This window comes from Roseovarius sp. ZX-A-9, from assembly GCF_028369135.1.
Taxonomy (GTDB): domain Bacteria; phylum Pseudomonadota; class Alphaproteobacteria; order Rhodobacterales; family Rhodobacteraceae; genus Roseovarius.
In genome coordinates, this window is record NZ_JAPWHW010000016.1 from 88,285 (window position 1) to 106,163 (window position 17,879).

The 17,879-nt window shown below is 63.6% G+C and carries 14 protein-coding genes; 5 read left to right on the forward strand and 9 right to left on the reverse strand.

The genetic code is table 11. The features are described from left to right. Positions 1-25: 25 nt before the first annotated feature. Positions 26-1,528, reverse strand: coding sequence for an ABC transporter substrate-binding protein (locus tag O3306_RS15675; protein ID WP_272009023.1), 1,503 nt, complete (start codon positions 1,526-1,528; stop codon positions 26-28). Positions 1,529-1,671: 143 nt separating this feature from the next. On the opposite strand from O3306_RS15675, the gene O3306_RS15680 reads away from it, so the two are divergent. Further along, positions 1,672-2,550 (forward strand): LysR family transcriptional regulator, encoded by an 879-nt coding sequence (locus tag O3306_RS15680; RefSeq protein WP_272009025.1) that lies wholly within the window; start codon positions 1,672-1,674, stop codon positions 2,548-2,550. 272 nt (positions 2,551-2,822) lie between these two features. On the opposite strand, the gene O3306_RS15690 is transcribed toward O3306_RS15680, so the two are convergent. Continuing rightward, positions 2,823-3,965, reverse strand: a complete 1,143-nt coding sequence (locus O3306_RS15690; protein WP_272009027.1) for a pyridoxal phosphate-dependent aminotransferase — start codon at positions 3,963-3,965, stop codon at positions 2,823-2,825. Positions 3,966-4,164: 199 nt separating this feature from the next. Between O3306_RS15690 and O3306_RS15695 the strand changes: the two genes are divergently transcribed. The 4 genes from O3306_RS15695 (at position 4,165) to O3306_RS15710 (ending at position 8,770) form a co-directional block, all read left to right on the forward strand. Continuing rightward, positions 4,165-4,584, forward strand: coding sequence for a TIGR01244 family sulfur transferase (locus O3306_RS15695; RefSeq protein WP_272009029.1), 420 nt, complete (start codon positions 4,165-4,167; stop codon positions 4,582-4,584). Positions 4,585-4,589: 5 nt separating this feature from the next. Then, the gene (locus O3306_RS15700; protein ID WP_272009031.1) at positions 4,590-5,309 is read left to right on the forward strand and encodes a 2-dehydro-3-deoxygalactonokinase; all 720 of its coding nucleotides are present in this window, start codon (positions 4,590-4,592) and stop codon (positions 5,307-5,309) included. Between the two features lie 107 nt (positions 5,310-5,416). Further along, a complete protein-coding gene (gene deoC, locus O3306_RS15705; protein WP_272009033.1) occupies positions 5,417-6,406 on the forward strand; it encodes a deoxyribose-phosphate aldolase in 990 nt (329 codons plus the stop codon). Positions 6,407-6,424: 18 nt separating this feature from the next. Then, positions 6,425-8,770, forward strand: coding sequence for an aldehyde dehydrogenase family protein (locus O3306_RS15710; protein ID WP_272009034.1), 2,346 nt, complete (start codon positions 6,425-6,427; stop codon positions 8,768-8,770). Positions 8,771-8,909: 139 nt separating this feature from the next. Here O3306_RS15710 and O3306_RS15715 read toward each other — a convergent pair whose 3' ends face one another. The 7 genes from O3306_RS15715 to O3306_RS15745 all read right to left on the reverse strand — a co-directional run bounded on the left by O3306_RS15715 (position 8,910) and on the right by O3306_RS15745 (position 17,836). Continuing rightward, entirely contained in the window at positions 8,910-10,226 is a 1,317-nt protein-coding gene (locus tag O3306_RS15715; RefSeq protein WP_272009036.1) for a M16 family metallopeptidase, read from the reverse strand. Next, positions 10,223-11,551 carry a M16 family metallopeptidase gene (locus O3306_RS15720; protein ID WP_272009038.1) on the reverse strand — a complete coding sequence of 443 codons (1,329 nt, stop codon included), beginning with the start codon at positions 11,549-11,551 and terminating at the stop codon, positions 10,223-10,225. The genes O3306_RS15715 and O3306_RS15720 overlap by 4 nt, the downstream gene beginning before the upstream one ends. A gap of 237 nt (positions 11,552-11,788) precedes the next feature. Continuing rightward, a complete protein-coding gene (locus tag O3306_RS15725; protein ID WP_272009040.1) occupies positions 11,789-12,316 on the reverse strand; it encodes a DUF3035 domain-containing protein in 528 nt (175 codons plus the stop codon). A gap of 52 nt (positions 12,317-12,368) precedes the next feature. Further along, on the reverse strand, positions 12,369-12,854 hold the full coding sequence (lspA, locus tag O3306_RS15730) for a signal peptidase II (RefSeq protein WP_272009042.1): 486 nt from the start codon (positions 12,852-12,854) through the stop codon (positions 12,369-12,371). A gap of 80 nt (positions 12,855-12,934) precedes the next feature. Then, the gene (gene purH, locus O3306_RS15735; protein ID WP_272009044.1) at positions 12,935-14,524 is read right to left on the reverse strand and encodes a bifunctional phosphoribosylaminoimidazolecarboxamide formyltransferase/IMP cyclohydrolase; all 1,590 of its coding nucleotides are present in this window, start codon (positions 14,522-14,524) and stop codon (positions 12,935-12,937) included. A 163-nt stretch (positions 14,525-14,687) separates the two neighbouring features. Further along, a complete protein-coding gene (locus tag O3306_RS15740) occupies positions 14,688-16,448 on the reverse strand; it encodes a heparinase II/III family protein (RefSeq protein ID WP_272009046.1) in 1,761 nt (586 codons plus the stop codon). A gap of 95 nt (positions 16,449-16,543) precedes the next feature. Further along, positions 16,544-17,836 carry an RsmB/NOP family class I SAM-dependent RNA methyltransferase gene (locus O3306_RS15745; protein WP_272009048.1) on the reverse strand — a complete coding sequence of 431 codons (1,293 nt, stop codon included), beginning with the start codon at positions 17,834-17,836 and terminating at the stop codon, positions 16,544-16,546. Positions 17,837-17,879 lie beyond the last annotated feature (43 nt).

Consider the following 17,879-nt stretch of genomic DNA (forward strand, 5'->3'; position numbering starts at 1 on the left):
CCGGCCCTACCGCATGTCGCTGCACTCAGTCGGTGAACTTCACGTCCTCGAGGCGGAAATTTGACGTCGGCAGGATCTCGAAGCCTTCGACATTGGCGCGTGTCGCCCAGGCCGAGGCGGGGTGATAGAGGAAGATGTAGGGCGCCCCATCATGCAGTAGCTGCACCATCTCGCCGAACATCTCACCGCGTGCCTCGCCGTTCTCGGTCACACGTTCTTTCTGGTATAGCTCGTTCAGGCGCTCGCTTTTCCACTCAGTGTGGTAGGCGTTGGCCCGCTCGGGATTAACCGCCAGAAAGCCGATCAACTGGTCGGGATCGATGGTATCAGAGGTGGCGAAGGATACGGCCATCTCGTAATTCCCGGCTTTGGTCGTCTCCCAGTGGGTGCCACCTTCGACCATCTGGATATTCAGCTTGACGCCGAGCGGCTGCATCATTGCCTGAAGCGCGACCGCCACGTTACGGTGCGCGGCCATTCCGGAGTTGACCAGAAGCTCGGCCTCGAATCCGTCGCCCAACCCGGCCTCATCCAAAAGCGCCTTGGCCTTTTCCAGATCGTAAGCGTAGGGCTCTAGGCTCTCGTCGGCATAGCGCATGGGCGGCATCGCACTGGCGGCAATTTTGCCAGCGCCGTAAAGAATGCCCTCGATCAGCGCCTTCTTGTCGACAGCCATGTTCAGAGCGCGGCGCACCTTTTCATCGTCGAAGGGCGCCTTTGTGGTGTTCAGTAGTACGAAATCCGAGCGGTAAGGCACCGCACTGCCAACGACGATACCCTCCTTGGTTCTCAGCTTCTCGATCTGGTTCAGGGGCGGGTCGATGATTGCGTCGACTTCCCCGGCCTCCAGCTTGATCGTGCGTGCCGATCCCTCGGTTACGATGTTGAGCTCGACATTCTCGATGAACGGCTTTCCCTCCTGCCAATAATGCGGGTTCTCCTCGAGCGCGATCTGCGAGCCGCGGGTCCATTCCGCCAGCGCATAGGGTCCGGAGCCGACCGGATCGACAAAGAACGCATCGCCCTGCGCCTCGACCAGTTTCTTGGGCAGGATCGCGCCTGAAAACATGGCAAGGTTGTTCAGTGCGGGTGTGAATGGCTTGTCGAGCATCAACTTGATCTCGTGCTCGCCGGTGATCTCGTAGCCGGTGATCGGGCGGAAGAAGCCGGCCCAGCTCGATTGCTCGGACGCCGCGCGCTCCAGCGAGAACTGCACGTCCTCGGCCGTAACCGGTGTGCCGTCCGAGAATTTGGCCTCGCGCAGCTTAAAGGTCAGCGTGAGCCCGTCCTCGGACACCTCCCAGGACTCGGCGAGGCCCGGCTCCAGGTCGGTTCCATCCTTGCTGGGGCGGATAAGCGTGTCGTAGATCAGCAGTTGCGTCCAGATCGACGCGTTGTCGCTGGTGGCAATGGGATCCAGCGATACCGGATCGACGCCCATCGCTACACGCAATGTCTCGGCGCTAAGCATTCCGGCGGACAGCATCATGCAGCCGGAGGCAAGCAAGGCTCTCATAGATCTGTTCATGTTATTTCTCCCTGAACGGCAATCATTTCATTGGACCAACCAGCAGCCCTTTCGCGCGGAGCGCACCAGTCAGGTAAACGATAGACCTGAGATCGGCACCATGTATAATGATAAAGACACGCCACTTTATCATCAGGGTAATAATGAATTTCCGCGAACTGGAGCTCTTCGGCACTTTGATGCGCGTCGGGACCACCATCGAAACCGCCCGCGTATTGGGTATTTCCCAGCCTGGTGTGAGCGCGCAGATCAAGCGCCTGGAAGGGCGGCTGGGCTTTGCACTCTTTCGCCGCGCTGGCAACCGGCTGGAGCCGACGGCCGAGGCCTCGGCGTTGTTCGAGGAGGCGATGCCAATGTTCGCGACCCATCTCAAGCTGCTGGACCGGGCCGAGACTCTGCGCCAGTCCGCCGCCAGCCCATTGTCGATTTCGGCCACCCCTGCGGTTGTCGAGGGATTTCTCGCACCGCGGTTGAAGCTGGCCGGCTACGATGGCTGGCGTAATCGCATCCGCCTGAATGTCAGCAACCCGGAAGAGGACGTGCGCATCGGGCGCGCCGAGTTAGGCCTGCAGATGGCCGTGCCCGCCAAGTCGCATTTTCAGGCCGCCGTGCTACGGCAGGTCGCGCTTATCGCGGTCGTGCGCAGTGACAGCCCTCTGGCTGCGCGTGCGACCGTAACGCTGGTCGACCTCGCGCGTGAAAAATTGGTCTGCTATGACCCCAATTGGTCGCCCATGGGTGCAGCCATCCAGCGCGCTTATCGGGGACAAGGTCTGCCGTTCGAGTTGGCTTGCGACGTGCCATTCTGCTCGACGGTCTGCCCACTGGTCGAATCCTGCGGCGGGGTCGGGATCGTGGATGAATTCACGGGCGCCCGGCACAGGAATACGAATCTCAAGATCATTGAGATCACGGACTTGCCACCTGTCGCTCTGGTGGCGTTCCATCGCCGAAACGAGCCGATGCGCGCCGTGGCCCATGATCTACTCTCATCTCTTGTGGACAACACATTCGCGACTTGAGCGTGCTCAAGTCCTTGCTGGCCAAGCGCCTGCAATGAGACAGCAAGATTACCCAGCGCATGCAGTGAATCCGTTTTGTACTGAAAAAATCAGGGACTACGTTGTGGGGTAGCCAAGCCGGTTCTCAAACACGGCCCGATTGCGAGGCAGTTCTGAACAACTGACCTAAGGCAAACCGGTTCACACAGAGACGAGTGGCCTCCCGGCCGACAACGACATCGCGCTCGGCAACCAGCTCCTCGATATCGACCGTGCTGAGCGCAAACCGACTCTCACGCGACGCGCCCGCGACCCTGCACATGCGCCTCCAGTGCGGCCAGCCCTTCGTCGAGCCCCGTGCGGCCAAACCCGATGCGGAAGCGGTCCGTTGGCGTCTCGCCCAGATCAGAGCGGTAGATCGTGCTCGGCAACACCAGAACGCCGCTCTGCTCCACCAGCGCGCGGGCAAAGGCATCGACACCATCGGCGCCGAGGTACCGCGGATACCCCATGCAGGATCCGTCCGGGCGGGTGAACTCGAACAGGTCAGGATATCGGGCAAAGAACGCCTCCCATTTCGGCAGGTTCTCATCGACGATGGCACAATTGCGCGCCAGCAACCGGTCACGCACCTTGAGCGCAATCCGCGCCAGCCGTTCGCTGGGCCCGGAATTGCAGATCGACAAGTAATGCTTCAGCCGCTCCATCCGCGCCAGAACCTCGCGATCCTGGCAGGCGATCCAGCCGATGCGCAAACCCGGCAGCCCATAGGATTTCGACATCACGCCAAGGCTCAGGCCGCGCTCGTATTCATCCGCGATGAACGGCAGATGCGCGGCATCGGACGGCCCCAGTCCGTTGAAAATCTCGTCATGCAATATCCAGATGCCATGCGCGCGACACAGCTCGATCAGCGCGCGATACCGATCCAGCGGCAGGATCGCGCCGGTGGGATTATGCGGAAAGTTGATCGTGACCAGCCGCGTGTTGGGCCGGATCGCGGCGCGCACCCGGTCAATATCCAGCGACCAGCCATCATCGGGATCAAGCGGCACGCCGGTCGCGTCGCAGATCGCCAGCGGCATGGTCTCGTGCGACTGGTAATTCGGCGTGACCACGATGGCGTGATCGTCCTTGTCCAGCAGCACGGTGTTGGCGGCGAATATCCCCTCGCTCGCCCCGGCAAAGCACAGGATATCGTCGGCGCTGCGCGCAGAATAGGTGCCCGCGATCTCGGCGCGCAGGTCGAGCGCACCCCAGGTTTCGGTGTAACCGAGCCACATATTCTCGAACTCGGCACGATCCGCCGGGTCCGCCATCACCAACAGGTCGCGCAGTGAAATACTCTGCGCATCCGAGGCCGTGAGGTGATGCCGCGCGGTAAATTCCCATTTGGCAAAATGCGTCTCAAGCCGGAAATCTGGCAAACTCGTCATGGCTTCGTCCTTTGCATCCACATGGCAGGGTTCGGATCACGCTGATCCCGGCCACCCGGCCCCAGGCGGCCAACGTCGGTGAACATGCGCCGAAAGTAAACCGATGCAGCCCGCGGCAATGCGCAACGGGCATTGAAATTCCGGCGCCATTGGCGGCATAGAGGAAGCGTGCCCATCCCGGAACCAGAGGAACCACATCATGTTGGACCCGCGCAAGATCACCGACAGCTTTGCCGTTTCACCCCAGATCGAAGTCGAAGACATGCCCGCCATCGCCGCGGCAGGCTATCGCTCGATCCTGTGCAACCGGCCCGATAACGAGGAAATCGGGCAATGTGCCAGCGATGCGATCAAAACCGCAGCAGAAGCCGCCGGGCTGGCCTACCGCGCGGTGCCCATCACCTCGGGGCAGGTCAGCGAGACCGACCTGGCCGATTTTCGCGCGGCGCTGGAAGAGTTGCCGGCACCCGTCTTGGCCTATTGCCGCACCGGCACACGCTGCACCATGCTGTGGAGCATCGCGAATATCGGTGAGATGCCACCCGCGAAGATCGTCGAGGCGGCGGCAGATGCGGGATATGACATGTCCGGCCTTGTCGCGCAGATGACCCGGAGCTAAGGCAGATGGCCCTCTGGTTGGCCCACGGACCGGACGCTGGCGGCGTTCGCCTTTGCCTGCTCGATGGCCAAATCCTGCAGGAACAGAGCCTGTTTTCAGATCCCTCTGCGGCGTTGAACGCGGACAGCGCGCAGGGCCGTGCCACGGTGCCGATCAACGGCACCACTCCACAGGCCGTGCCCGTGCGCGTCCTGCCCGAGGCCGCCGACGCGGTGCCGACCGTTACGCAAGAAACCCCGCCCGACGCGCTGAGCGGTTGGGCACGTCTGCGGATCGCGGGCGTGCTCGCCATCCGCCCGAACTGGGACGGTGTGGTAGTCGATGTCACAGACCAGACAACCCATTGGATCCATGTCAGCGCCGATGAGATCGTCAGCTTTCAGGGCTTTGCTACCGGCCGGCTGATCGTCGCGATGGGCGGCGCCGCAGACGCCAGCGCCGATGCGGCAGATCAGACTCTATCCCGGCCCGAAAAGCTTGCAGCACACCTGCATTCAGCCTCGCTCGGCGGCGACGCGCGGGCGCTCACCGGTCACCTGATCGGGGCCGAGATCGCCGCGGCAAAACCTTACTGGCTGGGCCAACAAGTGATCGTGCTGTCAGATTCGCGTAACCTCGCCCAGATCCTGCAATCCCAGGGCGCCGTGGCCGAAACCGCCTCGCCGCAGGATATGCTCGCGCGGGGTCTGGCGGCGCTTGCCGATGCCGCCGGATATTCATACTGACGCGCGCATCTCTGGCCCGGAAGGGCCCAAGGCCCCGCGTAGCGCTGCTTGCCAACAACACCGGCGCATGACACCCTGATGCGAAGTCGACTGCCGGAAAAAATAACATGCAAACCCAGAGTCCTACAGAGCAGGTGCACCTGCCGCAGACCATGGCGGCGCGCAACGAAGGCATGCCGCTGGACCTTGCCTGGCTGCGCAGCCTTCAGGCCAACACTTCTGCGATCGAACGGCGCGTCGCCACGTTGCCCGGGCGGCGCAGCATCAAGAAGGATCACCAAGCGGCGTGGCTGTGCCGTGCCATCGCCTGTATCGACCTCACCACGCTGGCGGGCGATGATACCGCAGGCCGGGTGCGGCGGTTATGCGCCAAGGCACGCCAGCCGGTGCGCGCCGATCTGCTGACTGCGCTGGGCATGGAGGGGCTGCATGTCGGCGCTGTCTGTGTCTATCACGACATGATCGCCCCGGCGGTCGAGGCGCTGGCAGGCAGCGGCATCCCCGTCGCCGCCGTCTCCACCGGGTTTCCCGCAGGCCTCACGCCCTTGCCGCTGCGCCTGGCCGAGATCGAGGCGAGCGTGGCCGCAGGCGCAGCCGAGATCGACATCGTGATTTCACGCCGCCACGTGCTGACCGGCGACTGGCAATCGCTCCACGATGAAATGGCAGCCTTTCGCGCAGCCTGTGGCGCGGCACACATCAAGGCGATCCTGGCCACCGGAGAGCTGGGGACCCTGCGCAACGTGGCACGCGCCAGCCTGGTGTGCATGATGGCCGGCGCCGATTTCATCAAGACTTCGACAGGCAAGGAGCCGGTTAATGCTACCCTGCCGGTCACGCTGGTGATGTTGCGCATGATTAGAGACTATTACAGCCAAACAGGCGTCAAAGTGGGCTATAAACCCGCCGGGGGAATATCCAAGGCAAAGGACGCGCTGGTCTATCTCAGCCTGATCAAGGAAGAGCTGGGAAATGACTGGCTCGACCCTGCCCTGTTCCGGTTTGGCGCGTCGTCGCTGCTTGGCGATATCGAACGGCAATTGGAACATCACGTCAGCGGGGCCTATTCGGCGGGGTGGCGGCATGCGATGGGCTAAGTGGATGAGGCAAGTGATATGAGCGTCAGGGATATCTACCAGAGCATGGACTACGGCCCGGCCCCTGAAAGCGCGGCAGAGGCACTGGCATGGCTGGTGGATCAGGGCAGCCGCTTCGGCCATTTCATCGACGGCGCATTCACCGATCCGGGGAACGGCCTCAGCTCGCACAATCCGGCCACGGGCGAGGTACTGGCGACCCTGACACAGGGCACACAGGCCGATGTGGACGCCGCCGTGCACGCGGCCCGCCGGGCGCAACCGGGCTGGGCTCGGCTGGGCGGGCATGGCCGGGCGCGACACCTCTATGCGCTGGCGCGGTTGATCCAGAAAAACGCCCGGCTTTTTGCCGTGCTCGAAACACTGGATAACGGCAAACCCATCCGCGAGAGCCGCGATATCGACGTGCCACTGGTGCACCGGCATTTCTATTTCCACGCGGGCATGGCGCAATTGATGGAGGCCGAATTGCCCGGCCAGGTGCCGCTGGGCGTCTGTGGGCAGATCGTACCGTGGAACTTCCCGCTGCTGATGCTGGCGTGGAAGGTCGCCCCGGCGATTGCGATGGGCAACACCGTGGTGCTGAAACCAGCCGAATACACCTCGCTGACCGCTTTGCTGTTTGCCGATATCTGCCGGATGGCGGGCCTGCCCGAGGGTGTGGTTAACATCGTCACCGGCGACGGCGCGGTGGGCGAAATGATCACCGCGCACGCAGGAATAGACAAGATCGCCTTTACCGGATCGACCACGGTGGGGCGGCGTATCCGCGAGGTCACGGCAGGCAGTGGCAAGGCGCTGACGCTCGAGTTGGGCGGAAAGAGTGCCTATATAGTGTTTGACGACGCCGATCTAGATAGCGCAGTCGAAGGGCTGGTGGATGCCATCTGGTTCAATCAGGGCCAGGTCTGTTGCGCCGGTTCGCGCCTGCTGGTGCAAGAGGGCGTGGCAGAGCGGTTTTACACGAAACTGACCGCACGCATGGACAAGCTGCGCATCGGCAATCCGCTGGACAAGTCGATCGACATCGGCGCGATGGTCGATCCCGTGCAGGTCGCGCGGATCACTGAAATGGTCGAAGGATCAACTGCAGGCGTGCGGCACATCGCAAATGTGAGCCTGCCCGAAGCCGGGGCCTACTATCCACCGACACTCATCACCGGGCTAGCCCCATCGGATGTACTGATGCAGGAAGAGATCTTTGGCCCGGTTCTGGTCGGGACAACCTTTCGCACCCCCGCCGAGGCGATCGAGATCGCGAATAACACCCGCTACGGGCTGGCCGGTTCGGTCTGGTCCGAGAATCTGAACCTCGCGCTTGATATCGCGCCGAAACTTGCGGCGGGCGTGGTCTGGGTGAACGGCGCCAACATGTTCGACGCGGCAGCCGGTTTCGGCGGCGTCCGCGAGAGCGGTTTCGGGCGCGAAGGCGGCTGGGAAGGCTTGCGCACCTACACCAAACCGGCAGGCAAGGCCAAAGCGCTGAAACCTGTCGCGGCTTTTGCCGGAGATGGCGGTGGCGTGCCGGGGATCGACCGGACGACCAAGCTCTATATCGGCGGCAGGCAGACACGGCCCGACGGGGGCTATTCGCGCAGCGTCTTTGGCAAGACCGGCAAACTGCTGGGCCAGGTGCCGGTGGCCAATCGCAAGGACCTGCGCAACGCCGTCGAAGCGGCGCGTGGTGCTGCGGGCTGGGCCAGATCGAGCGGTCACGGACGCGCGCAGATCCTCTATTACATGGCCGAGAACCTGTCGGCGCGCGCGGATGAATTTGCTGACCGGATCAACGCGATGACCGGCAAACGGCAAGGCGCGAAAGAGGTCGAGGCGAGCATTTCGCGTCTATTCACCTATGCGGCCTGGGCCGACAAATATGACGGGCGGGTGCACGGCGTGCCGATCCGAGGCGTTGCGATGGCAATGCATCAGCCCGTGGGCATCATCGGCGCGTTCTGCGCGGACGAATCACCGTTGCTGGGCATGCTCTCGGTGGTCGGCCCGGTCATGGCGATGGGCAATCGCTGCGTGGTGGTGGCCAGCGAGCCGTTTCCGTTGGCAGCGCTGGATTTCGTGCAAATACTGGAGACATCCGACGTGCCCGGCGGCGTGGTGAATGTGCTGACCGGGTGCCACGCGGATCTGGCCCCGCATCTGGCGGCACATGGCGACGTCGATGCGGTCTGGAGTTTTTCGTCGAGCGAGATCTCGAGCGAGATCGAGCGGGCCAGCGCCGGCAACCTCAAGCGGACCTGGGTGAACAACGGCCATGCCCGCGCCTGGATGGGGGCGGCGGGCGAGGGGCATGAGTTTCTTCAGGCGGCAACCGAAGTCCAGAATATCTGGATCCCTTACGGGGAGTGAGCCTGATCCAGAGGAATGCGCCTTGCGGCGCATGCTGGTCAGTGGATTGGTGACCGGGGCAGGCGGCGCTCACAATGCTCGAACCAGTATCCCTGTTGCCCCGGTGTTTTGAGTATTTTTGGCAAAATGAAGGAACGGGTCAGTTCAGGGTGGAATTGAGGCCCTCGGGCTTGCCGACCACGACAAAGGTCAGTTGATCGGGCTTCAGCAATTCGCGCGCCACACGGTTGATCTGTTCCAGCGTGACCGCGTTGACCCGGTCATTGCGGGTGGCGATGTAGTCGGTCGGCAAGCCTTCCATCTGCATCATCACGGCAATATTGGCGATCGGTGCATTGCCGTCAAAGCGTAGCGGATAGGCGCCAGTCATGAAGGTCTTGGCATCCTGCAGTTCCTTGGCCGTCACGCCGTCCGTGGCGATGCGGGCCCATTCAGCACGGATCACCTCGATCGCTTCGGCGATGCGGTCATTTGCCGAGGCAACGCTGCCCATCCAGACCTGCGCGCCATCCTTGTCCACCAGGTAGGAATAGACGCCGTAAGTCAGCCCGCGCTTTTCGCGCACCTCGGTCATCAGGCGGCTTTCGAATCCACCACCGCCGAGGATCTCGTTCAGCAGGTAGGCGGCAAAGAAATCCGGATCGTCGCGGTCGATGCCGGGTTGGGCGAAGGTGGCGACCGATTGCGGCGTGTCATAGTCCACCACCTGGATACCACCAGGCAGGTGCACCGTTGCCGGGCCCGGCAGCGGCGCGCCGGATTCCGGCAGCCCCTCCAGCAGGGTATCGACCAGCGCGCTGAGTTCTTCGGCCGTGATGTCGCCCACGGCGCTGACATAGAGCCGGTCGCGGGTCATCGAAGCGGCATGGGCTGCGACGATATCATCGCGGGTCAGGGCCGTGACGCTGTCCACCGTGCCATTCCTGGAGCTGCCGTAGGGATGATCTCCGTAAACCAGCGCATCAAAGGCTTGCCCCGCGATGGCGCGAGGATCCTTCAGGTCAGAGCGGATGATCGACAGGACCTGCCCGCGCACCCTGTCGATGGAGGGCTGATCAAAGCGCGGCAGCACGATGCTCTGGCGCAGAAGATCGATGGCGGCATCGCGATTCTCGGTCAGAACGCGCGCCGAGATGGCGATACTGTCATCATAGGCGCTGTAGCTGAAAGACGCGGCCAGTTCCTCTGCCCTCCGGGCAAATTCGCGGCTGTCGATGTCGCCGGTGCCCTCTTCGAGCAGGGAAACCATCAGGCTGGTCGCGCCGCGCTTGCCGGGCGCATCCAGCGACGCGCCACCGCGAAAGCGCAATTCGAGCGCAACAAAGGGGATCGCATGTTCTTCGACCAGCCAGACATCGATGCCGCCCGGCGTGGTCAGTTCCTGCACCTCGATTTCAGCGCGCAGCGGCAGGGTGGCAAACAGCGTCAGCAGAGCTGCCAGGGCAAGGCGTATCATTGGGTCACCTCCGGGGCGGTCAGATAGCCTGTGACCGCGTTCTTGCGTTGAAACAGTTTGCGAGCGGCTGCCATGATCTGGTCAGACGTGGTGGCCTGCAGGATATCTGGCCAGGCCTGCACATCCTCGATCGTCAGCCCCTGGGTCAGGGCGCTGCCATAGCGATTGGCCAGCGTGTTCACGTCGTCGCGGGCATAGATCTGCGCCGCGCGCAGGCCCATCTTGATGCGCTCCAGTTGTTCTTCGTCGATGCCGGTTTCCAGGAACTCGGCGATGACCCGGTCCATCGCGGCTTCGGCCTCGGGCAGGCTGACGCCAGCGACCGGGACAACGACCATATCAAACGTGGTATCGTCGAGCGATGTCGCACCGTACCAGGCTTGGGACTGGACCGCGATCTGCTCATCGAATTGCAGCTTTTCCGCCATCACCGAAGTGATGCCACCGCCGAGTATTTCGGCCAGAAGCGACAGTGCCGCCGCCTCCTCTTGCGCGCCGCTGTCACGCTCGGGCGCAAGGTAGGACCGCGAGACATAGGGCTGCGCCACACGCGGATCCTCGAAGATCAGGCGGCGTTCGGCCATCTGGCGCGGCTCTTGCGGGCGGATACGCTCTGGCAGGTCCGGATTGGCGGGGATCACGCCGTAGTAGGTTTCGGCCAGCGCGCGCACATCATCCGGATAGACATCGCCGGCGACCACCAGGATCGCGTTGTTGGGCGAATAGTAGGTGCTGTAGAAACTCTTGGCCTTCTGCAGGTCAAGCTCGCGCATCTCGTGCTGCCAGCCGATGATCGGCACGCCGTAGCGGTGGTTCAGATACTGCGCCGCATTGCGCTGTTCGCGGAATAATGCGCCGGGGTTGTTCTCGATCCGTTGGTTGCGCTCTTCGATGATCACGTCGCGCTCGGTGGCGATGTCCTCCGGCCCGATCTTCAGGTTGACCATCCTGTCGCTCTCCATCCGCATCATCAGCTCCAGCCGGTCGGCGGCGACGCGCTGAAAATAGGCGGTGTAGTCGTAGCTGGTAAAGGCGTTGTCATTGCCGCCATTGCGCGACACCGTGGCCGAAAACTCGCCCGGTGCCATCGTGTCGGTGCCCTTGAACAGCAGATGTTCCAGGAAATGCGCCACGCCGGAATTGCCGGGTTGCTCGTCCGCCGATCCGGCGCGGTACCAGACCATGTGAACCACCACCGGCGCGCGGTGGTCCTCAATCACGACCACATCCATGCCGTTATCCAGCGTGAAGCTGGTAACCTGATCATCGGCAACCGCAGCCAGCGGCGCACAGAGCAGTGACAGCAGGATCATCAGACGTGTCATCGGGGGTAGGCGCATACGGGCTGTCTCCATGCGGTTGGCTGAGCGGTGGGCCGGTTTGGCACTTGTCATAGATACGCACGAGAAACGGGCATTCAAGCGCGCTGACGATCCTGTGAGCAAAGTGGCTTGGATCTCGTGGCGTTCGGGGGAAACGCCCGGCCAGCCCGGAAGCCGCGCTTCATGTCCCTTTCAGGTTCTAGGCATCCGGTGCGCGGTGCGGTCCTGCGACGGCTCGTTTTAGCTTGGCGGTGGTGCCGACGGGACGGCAACGCCCATCCGGCGCAGACGACGCTGTTCGGCCTGGCTGTCCAGCCACTGGCGCTTGTAGGCGTCGGTATAATCGTCATTGGGACCGATATTGAGGATGTTCACCCGGCCATGACGGCGGCGCACTTCCAGATCTTCCTCCGCCAGTGTCTGACGGATGTTGCCTGCCACACCGTAGCGGCGCGTGCGGTTCAACAGCGCCCCATCGGCAGCACCGACGCCGGTCACCGCCAGCGCACCGGGGTTGCCGCCCAGCGCTGCGATGCCATCGGCCTCGGGGTTGGGATCGACAAGGTTGCTGCCGCCGGGCGTGGGCGCGGGCAACGCGCTATAGCTTTCGGGGGCCTGCAGCGGCTTGGTCGGCAGAACAGCGAACTCATCCGGGCCATTGCCGGTCTTCTTGATCTTGGCCAGCTGCACATCATCGTCTTTGCGGCCACAGGCCGTCAGCGCCATTGCCACGGCCAACACCAAAATCACGCTGCGCGATAGGATCATCGTGCCTCTCCTGAACAAGTTGCCAGAGGTTTAGCGCAAAGCCGGGCCAACGTCACGAGGGCTTTTTCACCGGCGGTTTTCTGGAGGGCGAAAAGATCACCATGCCGACGGCACCGGCGAAAACCGCGATATCGGCAACGTTGAACGCATATGGGTTATCAATGCCGCAACAGCTGAGGTTGAGAAAGTCCGCCACCGCCCCGTAAAGCAGCCGGTCAATCACATTGCCCAGCGCGCCGCCGACCAGCAGACCGGCGGCAACACTTTGCCACTTGCCGCCGGGTTCGCTGCTGACCCACCACAGGACGGCCACCGAAATGGCCAGCGCCACAGCGACAAGAATCCAGCGCACTGCGTCCGAATCGTTCGCCAGCAGGCCGAAATTGACCCCGTAATTCCACGCCATCCGCAGGTTGAGGAAAGGTGGCCAGACCTCAAGCGCGCCCAGCGTGCGCAGGCTCATGGCATGCACGACGATGTATTTCGTGATCTGATCGATCAGGAAGGTCCAGAAACCAACCCAGAAAACCAATTTCATTGCCTGCACCTCTTGCCCGTGTGACGGGGTCATTTTTCTGCCTGGTATCACGAACAACACACACCCGGAAACGACCCCGATCAGTGCCGGAAATGCCGCATTCCTGTCAGCACCATCGCCAGCCCGGCCTCGTCGGCGGCGGCGATCACATCATCGTCGCGCATCGACCCTCCCGGCTGGATCACGGCGGTCGCCCCGGCCTCGGCAGCCGTCAGCAACCCGTCGGAGAACGGAAAGAACGCATCTGACGCCACGACAGACCCTTGGGTCAGCGGCGCATCCAGCCCCAGCGCCTCGGCCATGTCCTGGGATTTGCGCGCGGCGATGCGGCAGCTGTCCACGCGGCTCATCTGTCCTGCACCGACGCCAACCGTAGCGCCGTCCTTCACATAGACGATCGCGTTGGATTTGACGTGTTTCGCGACGCGCCAGGCAAACAGAAGATCGGCCATTTCCGCATCCGTGGGGGCGCGTTTCGTCACCACCCGCAGATCCTCCGCCGAAACATGGCCGTTATCCTTGTCCTGAAACAGGTAACCGCCCGAAACCTGCCGGATCGTCTGTGCCGCCGCTCGCGGATCGGCCATCGCCTCGGTCACGAGCAGGCGTAGGTTCTTCTTCTTTGCAAAAATGCTTACCGCATCGTCATCCGCTCCGGGCGCGATCACGACTTCGGTAAAGATCTGCGCGATCTCTTCGGCCGTCGCCCCGTCAAGCGGCTGGTTGAGCGCAATGATTCCGCCAAAGGCCGACGTGCGGTCACAATCAAAGGCGCGCTTATACGCCTCTTTCAGCGTCCCGGCACGCGCAACACCGCAGGGATTGGCGTGCTTGATGATCGCACAGGCCGGGCCATCGTCGGCGGCAAACTCGCTGGCCAGCTCGAACGCGGCATCGGTGTCGTTGATGTTGTTGTAGCTCAGTTCCTTGCCCTGCAACTGCCGCGCGGTGGCAACACCGGGCCGGGCCGAACCGTCAGTGTAGAACGCAGCCTGCTGGTGCGGGTTTTCGCCATAGCGCAATTCCTGCGCCAGCGTCCCCGCCACGGCCCGGCGGCGCGGCGCGTCCACGCCGATGGCAGAGGCCAGCCAGGTCGAAACAGCCGCATCATAGGCAGCCGTGCGCGCATAGGCCTTCTGGGCCATGTCCTTCCGAAACTTCAGGCAGGTCGCGCCATCGTGCTGGGCCATCTCGGCCAGCAGGGCTTCGTAATCCTCGACATCGACCACAGTGGTGACGAACCCGTGGTTCTTGGCCGCGGCCCGAATCATCGCAGGCCCGCCGATATCAATGTTCTCGATGCAGGTGTCATAGTCCGCACCCGCGGCCACAGTGGCCTCGAACGGGTAGAGGTTGACCACCAGCAGGTCGATTGCGCCGATGTCGTGCTCTTCCATCGCCGCCAGATGGTCATCATTGTCGCGCAGCGCCAGCAGCCCGCCATGCACCTTCGGGTGCAGGGTTTTCACCCGCCCGTCCATCATCTCGGGGAAGCCCGTCACATCGGCGACATCGCGCACATTCAGCCCCGCATCGCGCAACGCCTTGGCGCTGCCTCCGGTGCTCAGAAGTTCCACCCCCTGACCTGCGAGCGCACGGCCCAGTTCAATGAGGCCGGACTTGTCCGATACGGACAGAAGGGCGCGACGAATTGGTGTGACTTGGGTCATCGGGCAGCAGCTCCTCGGGGTCAGTGATATGCCGTCCGCATAAAGGGTTTTGCGCTGAACCTGAATGGCAGAAATGGCCTATTCACCGATATAATCGCTGGTTTTGCCCATCTTCGACCCTCCTCGCCGCGTCAATGCCCCGATCAGCGAAAACGCATCCGCGTCAGGCCTCGTCTTCGGGATCGGTATAGTCGCCCGTATAAGTGCCCCCGTCCGCCAGATCACGGATACTGACCGGCGTGTCCTGGGCCTTGGACAGCGACCAGCGGACTCGCGTGGCATGCTCCATCGCGCGCCCCGACAGGACAATCTGCCTGGTCGCCCGCGGCTTGAGTCGCCCGCGCTCCAAGTAGACACTGGGCTCCAGCGCGATCTGGGCCCGCGCATCGTGGCGGAACACCCAGATTTCACCAGAGCGCAGCGCGATCGAGACCGCCTGCCCCCCCATGTCCAGCTCCGCGTCCGCATCGGGATGCAGGTGAAAGTGGATCTGAAATTTGATCCCCGCCAGCTTGGTGGCATCCAGCGCCTTGTCGAACCGGCGCTTGTCTGCGTCCTCCAGCGCCAGCATCATGTCTTCGCCGGCAATGCCACGCCCGTCGAATGTCATTTCGAGGGTGCGCGCATGCATCAGGCCATAGCGGGCAATATACCCGTCATGCCCCCCTTCAAAGCGCAGCCCGTCGGTCGCACGGCTGATCTGGATCGGCACATTCTTCGCCCCGCCCACCAGCCATTCCTCCTGCGGGCCATCCGGCCCCAGACGCGCGCTTGATTCGGCGGCGATCACCAGGGTGGAATGCGAAGGCGTCGCCCGCCCGGCACGGCGCCAATCAGGGCCGAATGTATCGCCCGAGCCGCAATTGACGATCAATGGCCGCCGCCCCGATGTCAGCTCGAAGGCGAGCGTTGACGCATGCGCATTGACCGAGGCCGCGCCCTTTGGCGGCGGGCTGGCGTCGATGATGAGCGAGGTGCGCCCGGCGCTGAGCCGTGCATATCCCATCGCCAACCCGTCAGGCGCCCGGCTCTTGATGCCACTATTGGCCAGCGCGTTATCCAGCCGCCCTTCCAGCCCCCTGCCACCACCATGAAACCGGGCCAGACCGCCATCAGCATGGCGCAGGGTGCGCAGGATCGGCGCGATCCGCTCGATCGCCAGCCAATGTGACTCGCCCGGGCTTCGCCCCGCGTCGCTCAGTGCGGTCGCGGCCCATGTCAGCAGGGTGAACACCTCCAGCAGTTCCTCGGGGTTACGGGTCGGCAGCAGCCCGTCGCCGGAAAAGCGCATGTCGCATTCGCGCGCCAGCGCCAGGGTGGCGCGGCCGACATTGTCCTGCATGCCCTCCAGCGCCAGCCCGGCATAGATCAGACCGGTGAGCGCCTCGAACCGCGGCAGACCGGGCTGTGCCGCCTCCCACCTCTTGCCCAGAAACAGCGTCTGTTGCCCCAACGAGCGATAGAATGCATCCGAGGCGGCTTTGTCCGGCCCCCGCAATACAAACAGCGCGTGGTTGATCCAGCGAATCAGCCGCCGCCCGGTCAGGTCGGACGTCCATCCCGGACCGCGCCCATTGCCGTAACGGTCAATCCATCCCCAGATCCAGTCCTGCGCCGCTTGCCGCGCCGGTCCGTCGCCCACGGCGGCCAGATCGTCGAGCCAGGCAAACCCGTGCAGTTCGGCCTCGAATGCTTGGTCAGGGATTCGGATATCCCAGATCTGCGTATCGGGCTCATTCACCAGATGCCCGGCAAACAGGAAATTTCCCGCGCACAATTGTCGCCCCCGGGCAAAGCTGCCGATGGTGCGCGGCTCGGGTGAGGACACGAATGCCGTGGCCGGACGTGCCCAGGATGCACGCCGCGCCTGCACGCGGTTCATCAGCCGTGTCCACCGCGCGCCAATTGTGTCGATTAATGCCATAGCCTCGCCTCTAGCGGCGCTCTTCGCGGCACCTCTTGTCGGCAATATACCGCGCAGCAGGCCCCAAGTCACCGGCCTAAATGGGCGCCGGGCGGTCAGCCGCGCAGCAGCGCCATGTAGAACCCGTCCATGCCGCCCTGATCTGCCCAATAATCGGGGCGCAGGCGCAATCCGCCCTCTTCCGTGACCCATGCTGGATCGACACCCGGACGCATAAGGGCCTCACGGTCGACGCGCAGCTGCGGATGCCGCGCCAGCGCCTCTTCGACCTGGCATTCACCCTCGTCGGGCAGCAACGAGCAGGTGCAGAACATCAGCCGCCCGCCGGGTTTCAGCAGCGTGATCGCGTGATCCAGCATCGTCGCTTGCAGCGCGATAAGACTGCCGATCTCGGCCCCGTCGCGAGCATGCGGCAGATCGGCATGGCGCCGGATCGTACCCGTCGCCGAACAGGGCGCATCCAGCAGGATCGCATCATATGGCCCGCCCTTATGCTCCAGCGCATCGCCGGTCACGCAGGTCGCACTCAGGCCCGTGCGCGCAAGGTTCTGCGCCACGCGGGCCATCCGCGTTTCTGACAGGTCGAGCGCGGTAACATCTGCCCCAGTAGCGGCCAGTTGCAGCGTCTTGCCGCCGGGCGCCGCGCAGAGATCCAGCACCGCCTCTCCGGCCTGCGCATTCAGGATTTTCGCAGGCAAGGCGGCGGCAGCATCCTGCACCCACCAATCGCCGGCATCGAACCCGGGCAGCGCGCTGACCTGCCCCGCCTGCGTCAGCCGGACAGAGCCGGTGGGCAGCAGCGTGCCGCCCGTCGCATCGGCCACCGACTGCGCATCGCCCTTGGCCGTCAGATCAACCGGCGCGCCGGCAAAATGCGCCGCCTCGAACCCCGCCACGGTGGCGCTGCCATAGGCTTCGCTCAACGGCCCGCGCAACCATTTCGGCAAATGCGGAATGCGCAGGTTGGCCCAGCCCGTCGGGGCCTCAGCCGCCATCTTGCGCAGCACCGCGTTGATCAGCCCCTTGAGCGTGCCATATCGCTTGTGCCCCGCGATCAGGTTCACCGCGTCATTCACCACCCCATGCGCGTCACCGCCCATGCCCAGCTCGACCGTGCCCAGCCGCAGGATATTGAGCACATGAAGCGGCGGCGGTTTGCGCAGATGTTTTTTCAGCAACCGGTCAGCACGTTCCAGCCCGCGCAGCGTGTCTGTTGCCAGCCGTTGCGCACGGGCGCGGTCCGCCGGTTCCAACCGGTCCAGCGCACCGCCCGCCAGCAATTCGGACATCAGCCGCCCCTCGCCAAGGATCTGGTTCAGCAGATCGACCGCGCAGGCGCGGGCCGAGGGTGGGGTGTCATTGCGTCTGGGGCGGGGTCCGGTGGGCATTGCATATCCTTGCCGAGAGGTATCGAGCGCGTATATCAAGGGG

What these genes read in the sequence shown, in the direction of transcription:
- O3306_RS15715 (WP_272009036.1), bottom strand. Translation starts at nt 10,226, where the DNA reads ATGATACGCCTTGCCCTGGCAGCTCTGCTGACGCTGTTTGCCACCCTG.
- lspA (WP_272009042.1), bottom strand. Translation starts at nt 12,854, where the DNA reads ATGAAATTGGTTTTCTGGGTTGGTTTCTGGACCTTCCTGATCGATCAG.
- O3306_RS15695 (WP_272009029.1), top strand. Translation starts at nt 4,165, where the DNA reads ATGTTGGACCCGCGCAAGATCACCGACAGCTTTGCCGTTTCACCCCAG.
- purH (WP_272009044.1), bottom strand. Translation starts at nt 14,524, where the DNA reads ATGACCCAAGTCACACCAATTCGTCGCGCCCTTCTGTCCGTATCGGAC.
- O3306_RS15720 (WP_272009038.1), bottom strand. Translation starts at nt 11,551, where the DNA reads ATGACACGTCTGATGATCCTGCTGTCACTGCTCTGTGCGCCGCTGGCT.
- O3306_RS15740 (WP_272009046.1), bottom strand. Translation starts at nt 16,448, where the DNA reads ATGGCATTAATCGACACAATTGGCGCGCGGTGGACACGGCTGATGAAC.
- O3306_RS15690 (WP_272009027.1), bottom strand. Translation starts at nt 3,965, where the DNA reads ATGACGAGTTTGCCAGATTTCCGGCTTGAGACGCATTTTGCCAAATGG.
- O3306_RS15710 (WP_272009034.1), top strand. Translation starts at nt 6,425, where the DNA reads ATGAGCGTCAGGGATATCTACCAGAGCATGGACTACGGCCCGGCCCCT.
- O3306_RS15675 (WP_272009023.1), bottom strand. Translation starts at nt 1,528, where the DNA reads ATGAACAGATCTATGAGAGCCTTGCTTGCCTCCGGCTGCATGATGCTG.
- deoC (WP_272009033.1), top strand. Translation starts at nt 5,417, where the DNA reads ATGCAAACCCAGAGTCCTACAGAGCAGGTGCACCTGCCGCAGACCATG.
- O3306_RS15745 (WP_272009048.1), bottom strand. Translation starts at nt 17,836, where the DNA reads ATGCCCACCGGACCCCGCCCCAGACGCAATGACACCCCACCCTCGGCC.
- O3306_RS15725 (WP_272009040.1), bottom strand. Translation starts at nt 12,316, where the DNA reads ATGATCCTATCGCGCAGCGTGATTTTGGTGTTGGCCGTGGCAATGGCG.
- O3306_RS15680 (WP_272009025.1), top strand. Translation starts at nt 1,672, where the DNA reads ATGAATTTCCGCGAACTGGAGCTCTTCGGCACTTTGATGCGCGTCGGG.
- O3306_RS15700 (WP_272009031.1), top strand. Translation starts at nt 4,590, where the DNA reads ATGGCCCTCTGGTTGGCCCACGGACCGGACGCTGGCGGCGTTCGCCTT.